We start from the raw sequence: 18,001 nt of genomic DNA, 5'->3' as shown, positions 1-18,001 counted from the left end.
TGTAAATTTTATTACTCTATTCTAAATACAATAGCAGGTAGATTTCTGGTTACACCATCCGGACCTACTGCCCTAATGTCTTCTATATATACTTTATTATTTCTTCTTAAATTTCTAAGTAGTCGCATTTGCTCATCAGTAAAGGTATCTGATCTAGATTCCTCGTCTACCGTAAAACCTTTTTGAATGGTTGATACGGTAAAACCAGTAATTTTAAATTCAAGATCGAAATCGAAGTTGTCCATTACTGCATCAACGCCAGATTGTGCTAAAAGTAAATTCTTCTTGATTCTACCACCATTCTTGTCTGCAATCTTAGCCACAGGATCGGGAATTGGTTTTACTCGGAAATCTACTGTTCGCAATGGTCTCCATTCATCGTCGAATTTGGCTTCAACAAGAACTTTTGCAGTTCTACCAACTATTTCTGGTTTTGCAATATATTCATCATCACTTCTTTTTACCAAGCGACCATTTCCATTAGAAATAGATGCTTTAATTCTATCTGATGTAAATCCTGGAGCGGATACACTAACGGGATTATCTACACCAACATAGAACACATTCATTTTGGTCGGAGATACAACTACATTTGGTTCTGCAACAATATACTCACTTTTAAATCTTCTTTCAACCGTTCCTCCTGATGGAGTTTGAAAGGTTAATAAACCAGCCCATTTTTTTACTCCCACTTCATTAGCAGGAACTCTATAGATTCCACGACCTTTATCATCAAACTTAGATAGCCTTCCATAATCATTAACAATTACTGTTGGGTCTTGAGTTGTATCCACAGCAGCTAAAAATACTTTAGCTTCGTAGGTATCTCCCTTTAAAATATAGCTTGACTTAGCATAAACCTCTGCTCGTAAATCATTAAATTTGAATGATTCCGCTTCAATCTGATTGAATAAATAGTTAATGATATCGGCTTCTGTATTTCGAATATCCGATTGAATCTTTGATAATAATGTTACCGCTCCGATCAATGGTGTATTGGAAAACTGTTGAGATTCCCAAGAATGATTAGGATCTGACTTTTTACTTTTGGATGGTTTGTCAGTGTTTAAATTACTCTTAATTGAGTGAATTAATGCAGTATCATTTTCATTAACTAAACCTAAAAGTAGTTCCCTGTACTCAACTATAGTTTCTTTAAGTTTTTTGCCATGACCACCCACAATCATGACTTCTGCTGGTATGTCCAGATTATCTTTCTTTTTGATTGTTTTCAATTCAGGATCGTATTCATCACCATCGGCTTTTTTTACAATCTTGTGTTTTAAACTATCAATCATACTAAATAATTCATTTGAAGATTTTCTTACCTTTTCAGAATTATCATATGATAATTGAACCTTTGTAGGATTTACATCATATGCAGTTTTAAATGCATTATAGGTGATCTGATTTTTCTCCTCAAATGTTGTAGTCGTTTTATTCAGACCATCATCAATAATCGTAAAAGCATCCAGTACTTCGTCCGATACATTTATCGCCAACATTGCTGTCAGAAATAAATACATCATTCCAATCATCCTTTGCCGTGGCGTTTCTTTACAATTCGTTGCTCCCATTTCAGCTAAGCTTGACTGTTACTAGTTCTTTTTAGATTGATCCATTGCACTTAGCATGTTACCATAAATGGTATTTAGTGCCGATAGATTTTGGTTCAGTTGTTCTGTTTCCTTACGGTAAACCTTTGCATTTTCCAGGCTTGCTGTCAAGGTCTGAAGTACTTGATCTAAATCTTGATGTACGGTTTTAGAGTTCTCCATTTGTTGATTACTTTGCTTCAATTGCAGTTCATAAATCGCATTCAGCGATGATAGGTTTTTATTCATTGCTTCCATTGAGGTATTAAAGCTTCCAGTATTTTCGGAAATCTTACCAAAATCGTTTTGCAAAGACTGGTCGATTTTCTGATATGAATTCAATAGGTTGTTACCTGACTCGTTTACCTTGTTTGCAAAATCCTTACCTGAACTTTCAATCGATGATGCTGTAGCCTGGTAAGAAGCTTGCAATTTATTAGCAAAATCTTTTCCTGAGTTTTCAATGTATGAAGCTGCACCTTGGTAGGAAGCACTTAATTGATTTGCGGATTCAGACAACTTCTGATTTGTATCTGCATACTTACCAGAAAATTCTCCAACCGATTCAGAAGCTTTCTGAATGGTCTGAATGTAACCATCTGTTACTTTGGCAGCATCTGACAGATTAGATAAATTATTAGCTGCATTGGTTAATTTTGCTAAACCAGCACTTAAGTGAGATAATTTATCTGGCTCAACACTTATTTTTTCCAATAATTGTTGCAATTGCTCTAGTCCTTCAAGCTGAACACCTCCTCCTGAAACCATTGTTTCTCTGGGTTCTAAACCTATAAGTTCGGGATAAACCAAGCTCCAGTCCGGTTGTTCGTGTGGAGGTTCAAAAGCTGAAAAGAAAAAGATAATTGCCTCTACAGACATACCAATGGTTAATAATAATCCTGCGTAAGGATAATGCATAATTTTAAATAAGGCACCGATAAGTACAATTGAAGCTCCCCAACCATAAACGTAGCCCATAAATTTCTTCCATCTCGGAGATTGTACCAGTTCTGTAATATTCATGTCTGATCTAATGAAAAGGTCTTAAAATAAAATGTTTATGAGTAGATTATCTACCTAAATGAGTTCTTACACAGCGAAAGCCGATATACGATTTTGCAGTATCCTGATATTCGTAGGTTCTGGTTGCGCATTGCAAATAGTAACCAATGTCTTTCCATGATCCACCTCTAATTACTTTTCTCTTTAATGCCGGAGGATCATCCGGAAGTGCATTGTATTCATAATTCGGATTCATATCGTGTGTAAAAGAATAGGCTGATTCATCGTAAGCCCCGGAAGTCCATTCTGCAACATTACCTGCCATATCATAAAGGCCAAATTCATTTGGTTCATAGCTTCCTACAGGAAGAGTTACTAAACCACCATCATCAACATAGTTGCCACGCAATGGCTTAAAGTTGGCAAGGAAACAACCCTGATCGTTTCTTGTATATGGACCACCCCAAGGGTACATATTTTGAGAAATCCCACCACGAGCGGCATATTCCCATTCCGATTCGGTAGGCAAACGGTAATCCTGTACCGGGTAATCACCTTCCTGTTTTAATGCAGAATTGTGGAATCGAGTTCTCCAGATAGAGAAAGCGCTCGCCTGCTTCCAGGATACCCCAACAACCGGGTAATCATCGTAGCCTGGATGCCAGAAATATTGCTTGGTCCAAGGGTCGTTATACGAGTAGGTAAAATCTTGAATCCAACAAAGAGTATCTGGATAGATATTTAATGCTTCTTTCATGATAAAAGAAGATCTGTCTTCAATCTGTTTTCTTCCTCCTTTGTAATCATCAACCATTCCTTCGTACTCACCTGTTTCGTAGTTGTAACGATTTGATTTTTTTGCTGCTTGTTGCAAATCAACCCATTCGTACTGATATTTCAGTTTTCTGGTGTCAATTTCTTTGTTGCGGAAAAATCTTTCGTGTTCTGGCAAATACATTTCTTCCAGAACTTCAATGTACTCTTCGTCGTCCCATTCTAATCTTTCTTCCCAATTAATGAAAGGAGGATCAATGGGGTTGCCATTTTCGTCTTCGGCAATTAGAAATGATTCGTATTGTTGTCCTAGTAACTGACGGGCTATAGAGTCTCGCACCCAGTATACAAACTGACGATATTCATTATTGGTCACTTCTGTTTCATCCATCCAAAAAGATTCAACAGAAACATTTTTAGCTGAAGCATTTAGCGCCCAAGCTACGTCTTGATCATTGGGTCCCATTGTAAAACTTCCTCTCGGAATTTGTACCATACCATAAGGTTTTGGCTCAAACCATTTTCCTCTTTGACCGGCACCAACAAGTTCTCCATTACCTGTGCGGCTTCCACACGATGACAAGAACAATAAAACAATTACACCTAGTGTTGTAAGTAGTTTATTCATAGTGGTTTTGTAAATTGTGCTAAAAGCACAGATTTTTAATCTTTTTTATAAAAATCGAATACTCTTATATTTTTGATTTCGGCTTTCCAATTTAGTATTGAATCTGTACGTTAACAGAAACTCGTGCGACGCTTTTGCAATTTTTGATGTTGAAATGTCATAAGCATATCCAATTTGAATTCCATTGTTGAATAAAACTCCAACCATCCCAACAATTGCATCGTCGACTCTATATGAAACGCCTCCCCAAATCTTTTTATTGTATCGTAATAAACTGTTTATATCAATTTGTGAAACAACAGCATCAGTTTTGTAAAAAACGGATGGTAATACTTCCCAAGTTTCATCTAGCTTAAGCGTGTATCCCGCAGTTGCATAATAATGTCTCGCCAAATATATTTCAACCGATTCACTATAGGCAACAGATGGCTCCGTGACATGCAATACGGAAAGACCTGCATAAAAGTTATCGCTTAGGTAAAAAAATCCTAAACTTGGATCCAATACCATTTTACCTTCATCAATTGTGGCCGATCCTAAATCATCCTGAACAGAAGTGAAATCATTCCCTTCAGGCACAAACCAATCTCCTTTTAATGCGTTGTTTTGAAATCCAACACTAACACCAAAATGCAAAGAACCATTATTCATCTTGTTTTGATAAGAATAACTGAATTTTACTCCTGTATTCTTTTCAAAACCTAGCTCATCTCTAACAATTGAAAGCCCTAAGCCATGACTCGTACCTCCAAATTTAACTGGTACGCTTAGGTTTACAACTGTAGTAAGCGGTGCGTTATCGAATCCGACCCATTGCTGGCGGTTAATTACCGATACAAGCATATCCTTTTCGGCACTGGCATAAGCTGGATTCACGGAAAGGATATTAAACATATTCTGACTGAACTGTGGGTCTTGTTGTGCTCTCAAAATCAGAGCAAAACAAATAAACATTATGCAGAAAATTATTCTTTTCATGAAATATTATATAGTTCAGTATTGGTCAAAAACTGCGAGGAGTAAAGTAAATAAAAATAAATCGTCCTTACAAGTTTTATCAGAGCTTCAAGCACTTTTATCAACTAATTTCAAATGTCTATTTATGATGTATTATTTGTTATCAAAACATTAAATTAAACGATTGAAAAGGATAACGAATACTATATCAATGGCCTTTGATTAGATTACGCAATTCCTATTTACGGTGATTTCTTTATTTTGTTAATGCATTTTTAAATTTTATAATTAGCTTTAACAATAAAGCCATGTAGCATAAAAATGCTTCATTCAAAAACTGCAATAAAAAAGGGCTGTTCATGAATTAAGAACAGCCCTTTAGTTTTTAGAAGATTATTTCTTAGTAACGGTTGACTTTTTCTTTGTCGTTGCCGTTTTCCTTTTTGTAATAGTCTTTTTGGCACTTGTTTTCTTTTTAGGAGCTTCTTTGATAATTTTCATGCAATCTTCAAAGCTCAAAGCTTTAGGGTCTTCGATATCTTTTGCCAAACGGAAATTCTCTTTCTGATATGCAATGTAAGGTCCCCAGCGGCCATTTAGGATTTGTAGGTCCGGATCTTCATCAAATGCTTTAATGAATTTTTCCCTATCCTTTTTCCTCTTTTCTTCAATTAATTCGATTGCACGTGGCAAATCAATTTCCATTGGATCATCTACATCTTTCTTAAGCGATGCGAATTTGCCATCGTGACGAACATATGGCCCAAAACGACCAATTGCTACAACTACTTTCTTGTCCTCATACAAACCAAGGTCTCGGGGTAGTTTAAACAAATCAATAGCTTCCTCAAGGGTAATGGTTTCCAAATGCTGACCTGGACGTAAACTTGCAAATTTAGGGGCTTCACCCTCTTTATCTTCAGGAGTTTCGCCTAATTGAGCCATTGGGCCATATCTACCGATACGCACTAAAATTACTTTCCCTGTTTTAGGATCTTCGCCTAAAATTCTTTCTCCTGTTGATCTCTCAGAATGTTCAAGTGTTTTTTCAACATTATCATGAAATGGATTATAGAATTTACCTATCATTTCATGCCAGATCATTTTACCCAAAGCGATGTCATCGAACTCTTTCTCAACATCAGCAGTAAAATTGTAATTCATTACATTCGGGAAATGTTCGTTCAAGAAATCGGTAACCACCATTCCTATATCTGTGGGGAAAAGTTTTCTTTTTTCGGCTCCTGTAATTTGTGTTTTTACTTCCTCCGAAATGTTGTTGTCTTTCAGATTAATTACCTGATACTTTCTTTCGAACCCATCTCTGGATTCTTTAACTACATAGCCACGATTTTGAACCGTTGTAATTGTTGGTGCATAGGTAGATGGTCTGCCAATACCAAGTTCCTCAAGCTTTTTCACGAGGCTTGCTTCTGTATACCTTGGAGGACGATAGGTAAAGTTTTCGGTGGCATTCAGGAAATTCTCATCTACCACATCATTGACTTTAACTGCCGGCAATAAGGTTTCTTCTTGTTTGCCATTCTCATCATCAGTTGATTCCATATAAACTTTTAGGAAACCATCGAATTTGATCATTTCTCCGGTAGCCACAAACTCTTCACCATTTGTTGATGCTGCGATCTTTATATTGGTTTTCTCTAATTTGGCATCACTCATTTGCGAAGCAATGGTTCTTTTCCAAATTAGGTTGTACAAACGAATTTCATTTGACCCTCCTTCAACTACATCTTTATTTAGGTAAGTAGGACGGATTGCCTCGTGAGCTTCTTGAGCTCCTTTATTTTTGGTTTGGTATTTTCTGATTTTTACATACTCTTCGCCATGGCGATTGGTAATTTCTTGTTTTGCAGCAGCAAGTGCAGTGTCCGCCAGATTTACCGAATCTGTTCTCATGTAAGTAATATTTCCGGCCTCGTACAAGCGCTGAGCAACTGCCATGGTCTGTGATACCGAAAATCCTAACTTTCTACTAGCTTCCTGCTGCAGGGTTGAAGTTGTAAAAGGAGCTGCAGGCTTACGAGTTGATGGTTTCTTTTCAATATCGCTAACCTTATATTCTGCATTTTTACAACTTTCCAGAAAAAGAAGAACTTCTTCTTTGGTGGCGAAGCGTTTTGGATATTCTGCTTTTAAGGTTTTGGTATTTCTATTTTCTTCGGTAATCAAGAAATTGGCTACCACTTTGTAGTATACTTCATGTTTAAATGCAATGATCTCTCTTTCTCTTTCAACCAAAAGACGCACGGCAACAGATTGAACACGTCCTGCTGAAAGTTGAGGCTTTACTTTTTTCCACAATACCGGCGAAATTTCGAACCCCACCAATCTATCTAAAATTCTTCTTGCTTGCTGCGCATTAACCAAATTGTCATCAATATCACGAGGATTTTCGATTGCATTTAAAATTGCATTCTTTGTAATTTCATGGAATACAATTCTCTTTGTGTTTTCTTTTTTCAATTTCAACACCTCGAATAAGTGCCAGGCAATGGCCTCTCCCTCGCGGTCTTCATCGGATGCGATCCATACTGTAGAGGCTTCCTTTGCCAATTTCTTTAACTCAGTAACTACCTTTTTTTTGTCAGTAGATACAATATATTTAGGTGTGAAATTGTTTTTAATATCAATCCCAAAATCCTTTTTTTCCAAATCCCTTATGTGCCCAAAGCTCGACTTTACCAAGAAATCCTTACCTAAAAATTTCTCGATTGTTTTTGCTTTTGCAGGGGACTCAACTATTACTAAATTCTCTACCATCTCGAATCTATTCTTTGGAAAGTTTTGGTTAAAATTTTTTGCAAAGTAAAACAATAAGCGAGCTAAGTTCAAAATTTTGCGCGAATTATTTTAAGAAAGGATTATAAGAATGTAGTCTAATAATCAAATAAAATGAAGAAAAATACGTCTTAAATCTTAGAATTTAATTTGCTATTTTTACCACGCAATAAAAACTTACGGACTATGACAGAAATCAATCCTAATATGGAAAATGATCCTGGAAGGGAAACATGTAAAGAGTCGCCTTTTAAAACTTACAAGAAAGCTTTTTTCATTTTTTGGTCGGTTTTTTTAGTAGGGCTTACTGCTATTGTTCTTTTGTTTACGGGTGTATCTAACGGGACTTTTGGATTCATGCCTACATTTGAAGAGCTGGAGAATCCCAAAAGCAGTTTGGCAACAGAAATATATACTTTTGATGGAGAACTTCTGGGAAAATTCTATTTCCAGAACCGTTCTTTTATCGATCATGATGAATTGTCACCTTACTTAATTGATGCTTTAATTGCTACCGAAGATGTTAGATTTGAGACCCATTCGGGAATCGATCTACGTGGTTTAGGACGTGTGGCCAAAGGATTAATCACAAGAGATAGAAATGCTGGTGGAGGTAGTACCATCTCGCAGCAGCTTGCCAAAATGCTTTTCCCAAGAGAAGAATTTACAAGTAAACTCGATATTGTTTTTAGAAAGTTTAGGGAATGGATTATCGCTGTAAAGCTTGAAAGAAGTTATACTAAAGAAGAAATCATGACAATGTATTTTAACAAGTATGATTTCTTAAATCTTGCGGTTGGGATTAAATCGGCTGCTAATGTATACTTTAACACTACACCCGATTCTTTACGGATTGAACAAGCTGCTATGCTGGTGGGAATGGCAAAGAACTCTTCCTACTACAATCCGCTTAGAAGACCGGAACTTACCCAAAGAAGACGTAATACAGTTCTTTCGCAAATGGTGAAGTATGGTTATTTAGAGAATCAACTTGCTGATTCATTAAAACAATTGCCATTGGGTATCGATTACCAAAAAGTGGATCATAAACGTGGAATGGCTCCATACTTTAGAGAGTATTTGCGAATGTCTCTTACTGCCAGGAAGCCGGAAAGAAAGAATTATCCTTCATGGAACATGCAAAAGTTTAAGCGTGATTCTTTGGAATGGGAAATCAATCCCTTTTATGGATGGTGCAATAAAAATCAGAAATCAGATGGTACACCATATAATATATATAAGGATGGTTTAAAGATATACACGACTCTTGATTTGCGAATGCAAAAATACGCTGAACAGGCAGTAGAAGAACATTTGGGGCTTGATTTACAGAAGGCATTTGACAGGGAAAAAGAGAGTCATAGAAACCCACCATTCTCAGATGATTTAAGTGATAAGGAGTTCGAGCATCAGATGGATCTTTCCATCCGCAGAAGCGAAAGACATCGTGTGCTAAAAAAGAAGGGCTTGTCTTTTAAACAAATCAAAGAAAACTTTAAAAAGCCTGTTAAAATGAAAATATTTACATGGAAAGGCGAACGAGATACCATTATTTCTCCAATGGATTCCATGTTGTATTACAAAGGATTTTTGCGAGCTGGTTTCATGTCGATGGTTCCCCAAACAGGAGAGGTAAGAGCTTATGTTGGCGGACCTAACTACAAGCATTTTATGTACGATATGGTTACTCTGGGGAAGCGTCAGGTTGGTTCAACCATTAAACCTTTTTTATATACCTTGGCAATGCAGGAAGGTTTAAGTCCGTGCGACAAGGTGCCAAACATACCTCAAACTTTTATTTTGCCTGATGGAACTCCATGGACTTCCAGAAACTCAACCAATAAAAAGGCAGGAGAAATGGTAACACTAAAATGGGGATTGGCAAATTCTGTAAATAATATTTCAGGATGGGTTTTAAAACAAACCAAACCTGAAGCGGTAGTTTCGATGGCTCGCAAAATGGGTGTTGTGAGTCCTATTGAGGCTGTACCTTCAATATTTCTTGGAACATCCGATATTTCGGTTTACGAAATGGTGGGCGCTTATGGATCATTTGCTAACAAAGGGGTATATATTAAGCCTCGTTTCATTACCAAAATTGAGGATAGTAGAGGCAGCTTAATTGCTCAGTCGGTTCCACAAAAATCAGAGGTAATGAATGAGAGAACTGCTTATTTGATGGCAAATTTGTTGCAAGGTGTTGTAAATAAGGGTACAGGAGTTCGTTTAAGATCAAAATATCATTTATATAATCCAATTGGAGGCAAGACAGGTACAACTCAAAATCACTCCGATGGTTGGTTCATGGGAATCACGCCTGAATTGGTTTCTGGTGTATGGGTTGGTGCTGAAGATAGAGCTGTTCGATTTGAGACAATTGGATTAGGACAGGGGGCAAATATGGCCTTGCCAATTTGGGCTTTGTATATGCAAAAAGTATATAAGGATAACAACCTGAATTTGTTGAAAGGTGAATTTGAGAAGCCAAGAGGAATGAATTTGAATTTAGACTGCGATGAGCCGGCAAATGCTGGTTCGAATGCTGGTTCTGACGACTTTGATGAGGAAGATTTCTTCTAAAATGAATTCACTACTGAGATAATAATCAGATTTGAAAACTGTTGTAAGATCAACTTATTTTGATTAAAATTGTACTGCGATTCAGGTTCTCCGACAGGAGAATAATAGGGAATCCTGTTTAAATCAGGAGCTGTCCCCGCAGCTGTAAATTCCGATTCAGAAATGAATCTGTGTTTCCGACAAGTGTCCACTGACAGGCAGTTGCCTGTTGGGAAGGAGTTGGAAACCGGAATAAGCCAGAAGACCTACCTGAGTTATGGATTTTAGCTTTCGGGCATGAAAAGCGGAAAGGTTCAATTTATTCTTTCTATTCCGATGCTAGCAGATTCGATATGCCAATTCGAATCGAAAAAAATTCATAGTAACTGTTTTACTATAGAGGATGTCTCGCCAAGGCATCCTCTTTTTTTGCCTAAAAGTCTGGAAAAGTCAAATAGTCGATATAATCATCTCTTAATATTTCTTGCCTTTATAAACTTCGTACCTGATACTTCAGTTTTTAATCTCTTACTTGGACGAAAGGCAATTTTGGTATTTGTAATTTTTCGTGCAGTAACTTCCTCTTCGGTATCGCATCCTTCTCCCGACGCATGAAGAGAGAAAATGCCTAAGCCTTCCAGATCAATACTACAATTGCTTTTTAATAGAGTAGGCATCTCTGATATAAAAGTATATAGAACAGCCATCACATCAGCCTCGCTACAGGTCGACATTTTTTCAATGTGTTCACAAAGCTCCTTCATTTTAACCGTTCTTCGATTGGTTATTCGGGGATAATATTTGTATTCTCCACCGCCTTTTACTCCAGGACTTGCATGCTTGACTACCTTATATTCTATACTCATAACTGCTTAATTTGGTTTAAATGAAGAGTTGTTTTTGTTGATTTATGCTTAGAAATAAAACCACCAGAGGTTAAATTGAAATTAATTATAATACATATTAAAGTTAATCGTATCGCTTATTGTAATATACTTTAATACGTATTAAAATCTCAAAATGAAGCGTAAGAATCTACAAGTTTACAGCTAGGAATGTTGATTTGTTACAGTGCATTTTGCAAATGGTTTACTATCTGAATAGGGTTTGAAACACCTGACCAACCTTACTTACCAAGTGCACCTTGATATTGAATTTAGAAATATCCAATCCTTTCGAATTGTGTTTAGGAATAAAGATTTGCTTGAATCCCAATTTTTCAGCTTCGCTAATTCTCTGATCGATGCGATTTACGGGACGGATTTCTCCTGACAAACCAATTTCTCCGGTAAAACAGACTTCTTTCTTGATCGAGATATCTGTATTGGAAGAAAGTACGGATATGATGACGGCCAGATCAATGGCTGGGTCGTTTACTTTTATGCCACCGGCGATATTTAGAAATACATCTTTTGATGATAAGCGAAATCCTGCGCGTTTTTCGAGTACAGCCAACAGCATGTTTAGCCTGCGCAAATCAAATCCGGTTGACGAACGTTGAGGGGTACCATATGCAGCAGAGCTTACCAGTGCTTGTATTTCGATCAGGAATGGACGCATGCCTTCAATCGATGCTGAAATGGCGGTTCCACTTAAGCTGTCATCTTCCTGCGAAAGTAATAATTCTGATGGATTGGAAACTTCTCTCAGACCTGTATGTTGCATCTCGTAAATCCCCATTTCAGATGTTGATCCGAAACGGTTTTTAGTTGCCCTAAGAATTCTGTACATATGGTTTTGATCTCCTTCGAATTGGAGTACGGTATCTACCATATGCTCCAGGATTTTCGGTCCGGCCAGATTGCCATCTTTGGTAATATGTCCAATTAAAAGAACCGGAGTAGCCGATTGCTTGGCATATTGAAGCAATTGCGAAGTGCATTCTCTGATTTGAGATACGCTTCCCGGACTTGCTTCTATTCTTTCAGTAGCAAGCGTTTGGATAGAATCGATTACAACAATATTTGGATTGGTATTTTTAATGTGAGAGAAGATATTTTCCATTGAGGTTTCACTCACAATCAGACAATTATCGTTATCCGAATTTATTCGGTTTCCTCTTAGTTTTATTTGCTGAGCACTCTCTTCGCCAGATACGTATAGCGTTTTATAGCTTTTTAAATCTAGTGCAATCTGTAATGCTAAAGTAGACTTTCCAATTCCGGGTTCTCCACCAATTAAGATGAGTGATCCAGGAACCAATCCACCACCCAGAACTCGATTCAACTCCAAGTTTTGGGTATTGTATCTTTTCTCTTCCGAGGATGAAATTTCAGTAATCTTTAAAGGTTTGTTCCTTGGATTGCTTGCATTGCTGTTTGAGCCAATGCTTACATTTTTAGATTTTACAACAACTTCTTCAACAAATGTATTCCATTCGCCACATGATGGACATTTACCTACCCACTTGGCCGACTCAAGTCCGCAATTCTGACAGAACCAGGCACTTTTTGTTTTTGCTTTTACAACCAACTTTTTACAATTAAAAATTAACGCTTTAAATTATCCTTCTTGTTGTATTTTTTTAATGATTCCTGTTGAAGAGAAGCCTTCTATAAAGTCTAGGGTTTTGATCTCACCACCTTTTGCTTTAACGATATCATATCCAACAATATCTTCGGCATTGTAGTCGCTTCCCTTCACCAAAACATCAGGCTGAACGAAATCTATTAAATTGTATGGAGTGTCTTCTTCAAAAAGAATAACTATATCAACATATCCAAGTGAAGCTAACAGAAGCGCACGTGCATATTCGTCGTTAATTGGCCGAGTAGGACCTTTTAATCTTTGTGTTGATGAATCAGTATTTAAACCAATAATCATTTTATTTCCCATTGATGCTGCAGAAGCCAGATATTCAAGGTGACCTCGGTGAACAATGTCGAAACAGCCGTTTGAGAATACGATTTTTTCTTCCTTAAATCGCCAGGTTTGTAATAGGTTAAAGACATCTTCTTTTTTATTGATGATTTTATTTTTTATCAATTGTAATTTGTCCATTTTTTTAAGATTTTGCCTAAAGTTAAGTTATTGGTGAGAGAGTAACAAGAGGGATTGTGAATGAGTGAAAAAACTTACTAATTGGATGTTGATGTTCTAATTTAAAACGAAGGTATCAATGATTACAAATTATTATAATGAAAGCTCAACTCGAAGTGAGATCATGTATTGAGATCTGTTTTTCATTTTTTTACAAAAAAAAGCTGATCCTGAAGGATCAGCTTTTGCATTTATTCTAAATAAAATCTAAATCAATTTATTAGTTGCTGTGTCTGGGAATACCAGGCTTGGCTCCCAATTTTTAGCTTCCTCAAAATCCATAGATGCATACGAGATGATGATAATCACATCACCAACAGCACATTTTCTAGCAGCAGCTCCGTTCAAGCAAATGGTACCTGAACCTCTTTCGCCACGAATAATATAGGTCTCTAAGCGTTCACCATTGTTAATATTCACAATCTGAACCTTCTCATTTTCAATAAGGTTTGCCGCATCCATTAGATCTTCATCAATGGTTACGCTACCAACATACTGAAGATCTGCACCTGTTATGGATGCTTTGTGAATCTTCGATTTACAAACTTCAATGTACATTTTAATTTTAACTAATATTTAAAAAGTTATATTATCAATTAATCGAATCTTACCTACCTGAACGGTGATACATCCAACTTTAACATTGTTTTCGTCCCAACTTTCAATTGGCTGTAGGTATGTATCATCAACAATTTCAAAGTATTCGATGGAAAGATATGGGTTTTTATTGATTTCATCAACAACCCATGCTTTCAATTCATTCACGCTAAATTCGGCCGCTAAGTTACAAGCTTTAAATAAAGTTTCAGATATTTTAGAAGCATTTTTTCTTTGCTCTTCATCAAGCAACAGATTTCTTGAGCTCATTGCCAAGCCGTCTTTTTCCCTAATAATGGGGCATGGAACCACGTTTACACTTGATTTAAGTTCCCTAACCATCTGCTTAATAACAGCTACTTGCTGAAAATCTTTTTGGCCAAAATAGGCATTGTCAGGCGTAACAATGTCGAAAAGTTTGCTTACCACCTGTGCAACTCCATTAAAATGACCTGGTCTGTTTTTGCCCTCCATTACCAAGTCAAGATGTCCGAAATCAAACACTCGAGTGTCAGGCTCGGGATACATTTCTTCCACTTCAGGAATAAAAATAAAATCAGGATGATATTCCGAAAGTTTCTCCAAATCTGCATCTATGCATCTTGGATAAGTTTCTAAATCGTTCGGATTATTAAATTGTGTTGGGTTAACAAAAATACTTACCACGGTGATGTCATTTTTTTTAACTGACTCTGCGGTAAGTGATAGATGACCATCGTGCAAAGCACCCATGGTTGGCACAAACCCTATGCTTTTTCCCTCCTTTTTCAACTTGCTGATTTTCCCTTTAGCTTCAGCAACGAGTTTGATTATTTCCATCGTTTTTCAAAAATCTTGCAAAACCTTTACGGTTTTTGGTTGTGACTGCAAATAAAATAAATAATTAAATACCTGAGAAGCAATAGTGCATATAATTGTTTTGTAGGTGCTTTAACCTTTAATGTAAATCAAATTTGTTAAATATTTTTATTAATTTTGCGCAGATAATCTGTATTAATATTAAGCGACTATATGGAAAAGACAAAAGTATTGTTTGTTTCACAAGAAATTACCCCTTACCTTCCTGAAACTGAAATGTCTAAAATTGGAAGGTATCTTCCACAAGGAATTCAAGAAAAAGGAAAAGAAATTAGAACTTTTATGCCAAGATATGGCTGCATTAATGAGAGAAGAAATCAGTTACACGAGGTAATTCGCTTGTCTGGTATGAATTTAATTATTGATGATACGGATCACCCGTTGATCATCAAAGTTGCTTCGATTCAGGCTGCAAGAATGCAGGTGTATTTCATTGATAACGAAGATTATTTCCACAGAAAACAAATTTTAACGGACGAAAACGGAGACGGGTTTACTGATAATGATGAGAGAGCTATTTTCTTTGCCCGCGGTGTGTTAGAAACGGTTAAGAAATTGCGCTGGGCACCCGATGTGGTTCATTGTCAGGGATGGTTTACAGGATTAACTCCATTGTATTTGAAAAAAGCTTTTAACGAAGATCCTTTGTTTACCGATACAAAAGTAGTTTTCTCTGTTTACAATGATGAATTTGGAACATCGTTTAGTTCTGATTTCAAATCAAAAGCGATAATTGAAGGAGTTGAAGAAGAGGATGTGAAAATCCTTGAAGATGCGAATTATGTAGCACTTCACAAATTGGCAATCGATCAATCGGATGCCATTATTATGGGTAGTCCTAATATTAATGAGGAGATTAAGGCTTATGCTGAAGCTTCGGGAAAACCATTCATGCCGTATAAAAATACAGAAGAGTATGTTACAGCTTATTCCAATTTTTACGATGAATTAGTAGCTGAATAGTAAAGATGTTATTATAGATGAAACGAGCATGATTAAAATAATTATTATACACGAACGATAATCATTATTTTGACATTGCGGCTTCCATCTTACAAATAGGAAAAAATATAAGTATATCAAAGTGCATTTTAAACTCTGTTAAAATGCACTTTTTTATTTGTATATAAATTGCCGTTAAGTTTGGTGAGTAGACCAACTTATTATATTTTTAGGTGACATTTATTGATAATTTAGACAACTCTAAGAGCGCAAGGCGAACTCTCAAAAAAATAAGCTCTTAGGTTATTCTAATTTAGAATTATAAACCAATCTCGAATTGTATTGAGATTGAAATATGTGTATTTATGTGTGGAATAGTTGGTTATATTGGCGATAAGGATGCTTATCCTATTTTGGTCAATGGCTTAAAAAGATTGGAGTATCGTGGATACGATTCTGCTGGGATTGCGCTTCGAACAAATCAAACTCAGGTATTTAAGTGCAGGGGTAAGGTAAAAGATTTAGAGGATTATGTAAAGGGTTATGATATTTCAGGATCAGTTGGAATTGGACATACCCGCTGGGCAACTCATGGTGAACCGAATAACGAGAACGCTCACCCTCACCGATCAATGAATAATAAGTTTGTGATTATTCACAATGGGATTATTGAAAATTATTCGTTCCTAAAAGGAAAGTTGATTAAAAGAGGTTATTCTTTCGAAAGTGAAACAGATACCGAGGTATTGGCTAACCTGATAGAATATATCTATCTAAAAGGGGAAGTTACTGCCGAAATAGCTGTTCGTTTGGCATTAACGAAAGTTGTAGGAGCATACGGACTGGTTGTGATATGCGAAGATGAACCAAATCAGTTAATTGCTGCAAGAAAAGGGAGTCCGCTAGTCGTTGGTGTGGGTAATGGAGAATATTTTCTGGCTTCCGATGCTACTCCAATTATCGAGTATACTCAAAGTGTAATCTACCTTAACGATGATGACGTAGCAATTATCAATCGCGATGAATTGGTACTTAAAACACTTCAAAATGATAAATTAACCCCTCATGTTCAGCATCTGGATTTAGATATCGAGCAAATCGAAAAAGGTGGATATGAGCATTTCATGTTAAAAGAAATTTTTGAACAAACCAGCTCAATTCACGATACCATAAGAGGTAGAGTATCTGTTCAGAACAAAGAAGTCTTCCTTGGCGGGATTAATGATGTAATTCCAAAGCTTGTAAACGCCAGACGAATATTGATTATCGGTTGTGGTACTTCGTGGCATGCCGGAATGGTTGGCGAATATTTATTCGAAGAGTTTGCCAGAATCCCTGTTGAGGTTGAATATGCTTCGGAATTTCGTTACAGAAATCCTGTTATTTTTGAAGATGATATAGTGCTTGCCATTAGCCAGAGTGGTGAAACTGCGGATACATTGGCTGCCATTAAGCTCGCCAAAGAGGCAGGAGCAACAGTTTTGGGAATTTGCAATGTGGTAGGATCGAGTATACCAAGAGAGACTGAAGCCGGTGTTTATACCCATGCCGGACCTGAGATTGGTGTTGCATCAACCAAAGCGTTTACTGCACAAGTTACTGTACTTAGCATGATGGCTATGTTGGTTGGTTATAGAAAAGGAACACTGGTAAAAGAAGAGTATCATGGCTTAATTGAAGAGTTTGCAAATCTTCCTGAGAAAATTGCTAAGATTCTAGAGAAGAATGATGACATTAAGGAATTATCGAAAAGATATATTGAATCTACAAATGCCTTATACTTAGGTCGCGGATTCTTGTTCCCTGTAGCTTTGGAAGGTGCATTAAAACTGAAAGAAATTTCATATATCCATGCCGAAGGTTATCCTGCGGCCGAAATGAAACATGGTCCTATTGCTTTGATTGATGAACACATGCCGGTATTTGTTGCTGCTACAAAGGATAAATCTTACGAGAAGATTGTCAGCAATATACAGGAAGTAAAAGCTCGTAAAGGTCATGTAATTGCAATTGTTACCGAAGGCGATACTGTAATTGCTGATATGGCAGATTACGTAATTGAAATACCTGAAACATTGGAAGCGTTAGCTCCTTTGTTAACAGTGGTTCCGTTTCAGTTGATCTCCTATTATATTGCGGTATTGCGTGGCTGTAATGTGGATCAACCCCGTAACCTTGCAAAATCTGTTACTGTTGAGTAAATAAAAAATACCCGATATAAAGGTAGAGCGATGTCAATTAGGCATCGCTC

The 18,001-nt window shown here is 36.7% G+C and carries 13 protein-coding genes and 1 riboswitch; of the genes, 3 read left to right on the top strand and 10 right to left on the bottom strand.

The annotated features are described in order from the left end of the window. Window positions 1-11: 11 nt before the first annotated feature. The 5 genes from gldM to topA form a co-directional block, all read right to left on the bottom strand. Window positions 12-1,577, bottom strand: coding sequence for a gliding motility protein GldM (gene gldM / locus ACO05S_RS07845; RefSeq protein ID WP_421920969.1), 1,566 nt, complete (start codon window positions 1,575-1,577; stop codon window positions 12-14). Between the two features lie 21 nt (window positions 1,578-1,598). Further along, window positions 1,599-2,618: a gliding motility protein GldL gene (gene gldL, locus ACO05S_RS07840; protein ID WP_421920968.1), complete on the bottom strand. Its 1,020-nt coding sequence runs from the start codon at window positions 2,616-2,618 to the stop codon at window positions 1,599-1,601. Window positions 2,619-2,664: 46 nt separating this feature from the next. After that, window positions 2,665-3,999, bottom strand: a complete 1,335-nt coding sequence (locus ACO05S_RS07835) for an SUMF1/EgtB/PvdO family nonheme iron enzyme (RefSeq protein ID WP_421920967.1) — start codon at window positions 3,997-3,999, stop codon at window positions 2,665-2,667. Window positions 4,000-4,044: 45 nt separating this feature from the next. Beyond that, window positions 4,045-4,977 (bottom strand): type IX secretion system membrane protein PorP/SprF, encoded by a 933-nt coding sequence (locus ACO05S_RS07830; protein ID WP_421920966.1) that lies wholly within the window; start codon window positions 4,975-4,977, stop codon window positions 4,045-4,047. 372 nt (window positions 4,978-5,349) lie between these two features. Further along, window positions 5,350-7,737: a type I DNA topoisomerase gene (gene topA, locus ACO05S_RS07825; RefSeq protein ID WP_421920965.1), complete on the bottom strand. Its 2,388-nt coding sequence runs from the start codon at window positions 7,735-7,737 to the stop codon at window positions 5,350-5,352. Window positions 7,738-7,941: 204 nt separating this feature from the next. Here topA and ACO05S_RS07820 point away from each other — a divergent pair, with 204 nt between their 5' ends. Next, the gene (locus tag ACO05S_RS07820; RefSeq protein ID WP_421920964.1) at window positions 7,942-10,335 is read left to right on the top strand and encodes a transglycosylase domain-containing protein; all 2,394 of its coding nucleotides are present in this window, start codon (window positions 7,942-7,944) and stop codon (window positions 10,333-10,335) included. 66 nt (window positions 10,336-10,401) lie between these two features. Further along, a riboswitch (cobalamin riboswitch) is annotated at window positions 10,402-10,602 on the top strand. Window positions 10,603-10,781: 179 nt separating this feature from the next. On the opposite strand, the gene ACO05S_RS07815 is transcribed toward ACO05S_RS07820, so the two are convergent. The 5 genes from ACO05S_RS07815 to panC all read right to left on the bottom strand — a co-directional run bounded on the left by ACO05S_RS07815 (window position 10,782) and on the right by panC (window position 14,769). Then, window positions 10,782-11,180 carry an HU family DNA-binding protein gene (locus tag ACO05S_RS07815; protein ID WP_421920963.1) on the bottom strand — a complete coding sequence of 133 codons (399 nt, stop codon included), beginning with the start codon at window positions 11,178-11,180 and terminating at the stop codon, window positions 10,782-10,784. Window positions 11,181-11,406: 226 nt separating this feature from the next. After that, on the bottom strand, window positions 11,407-12,786 hold the full coding sequence (radA, locus tag ACO05S_RS07810) for a DNA repair protein RadA (RefSeq protein ID WP_421920962.1): 1,380 nt from the start codon (window positions 12,784-12,786) through the stop codon (window positions 11,407-11,409). Window positions 12,787-12,816: 30 nt separating this feature from the next. Next, window positions 12,817-13,314 carry a D-glycero-beta-D-manno-heptose 1-phosphate adenylyltransferase gene (gene rfaE2, locus ACO05S_RS07805; RefSeq protein WP_421920961.1) on the bottom strand — a complete coding sequence of 166 codons (498 nt, stop codon included), beginning with the start codon at window positions 13,312-13,314 and terminating at the stop codon, window positions 12,817-12,819. 246 nt (window positions 13,315-13,560) lie between these two features. After that, complete coding sequence (gene panD / locus ACO05S_RS07800; RefSeq protein WP_421920960.1) at window positions 13,561-13,911, bottom strand: aspartate 1-decarboxylase; 351 nt, start codon at window positions 13,909-13,911, stop codon at window positions 13,561-13,563. An 18-nt stretch (window positions 13,912-13,929) separates the two neighbouring features. Beyond that, window positions 13,930-14,769 carry a pantoate--beta-alanine ligase gene (gene panC, locus ACO05S_RS07795; protein ID WP_421920959.1) on the bottom strand — a complete coding sequence of 280 codons (840 nt, stop codon included), beginning with the start codon at window positions 14,767-14,769 and terminating at the stop codon, window positions 13,930-13,932. Window positions 14,770-14,961: 192 nt separating this feature from the next. Here panC and ACO05S_RS07790 point away from each other — a divergent pair, with 192 nt between their 5' ends. Both ACO05S_RS07790 and glmS read left to right on the top strand, forming a co-directional pair. Continuing rightward, the gene (locus ACO05S_RS07790) at window positions 14,962-15,771 is read left to right on the top strand and encodes a glycogen/starch synthase (protein WP_421920958.1); all 810 of its coding nucleotides are present in this window, start codon (window positions 14,962-14,964) and stop codon (window positions 15,769-15,771) included. A 344-nt stretch (window positions 15,772-16,115) separates the two neighbouring features. After that, window positions 16,116-17,951, top strand: a complete 1,836-nt coding sequence (glmS, locus tag ACO05S_RS07785) for a glutamine--fructose-6-phosphate transaminase (isomerizing) (RefSeq protein WP_421920957.1) — start codon at window positions 16,116-16,118, stop codon at window positions 17,949-17,951. The last annotated feature ends 50 nt before the right edge of the window (window positions 17,952-18,001 follow it).

This window comes from Marinifilum sp. (genome assembly GCF_965230805.1).
In the GTDB taxonomy this organism is placed as follows: Bacteria; Bacteroidota; Bacteroidia; order Bacteroidales; family Marinifilaceae; genus Marinifilum.
This window is presented reverse-complemented; position numbering and strand designations above follow the sequence as displayed.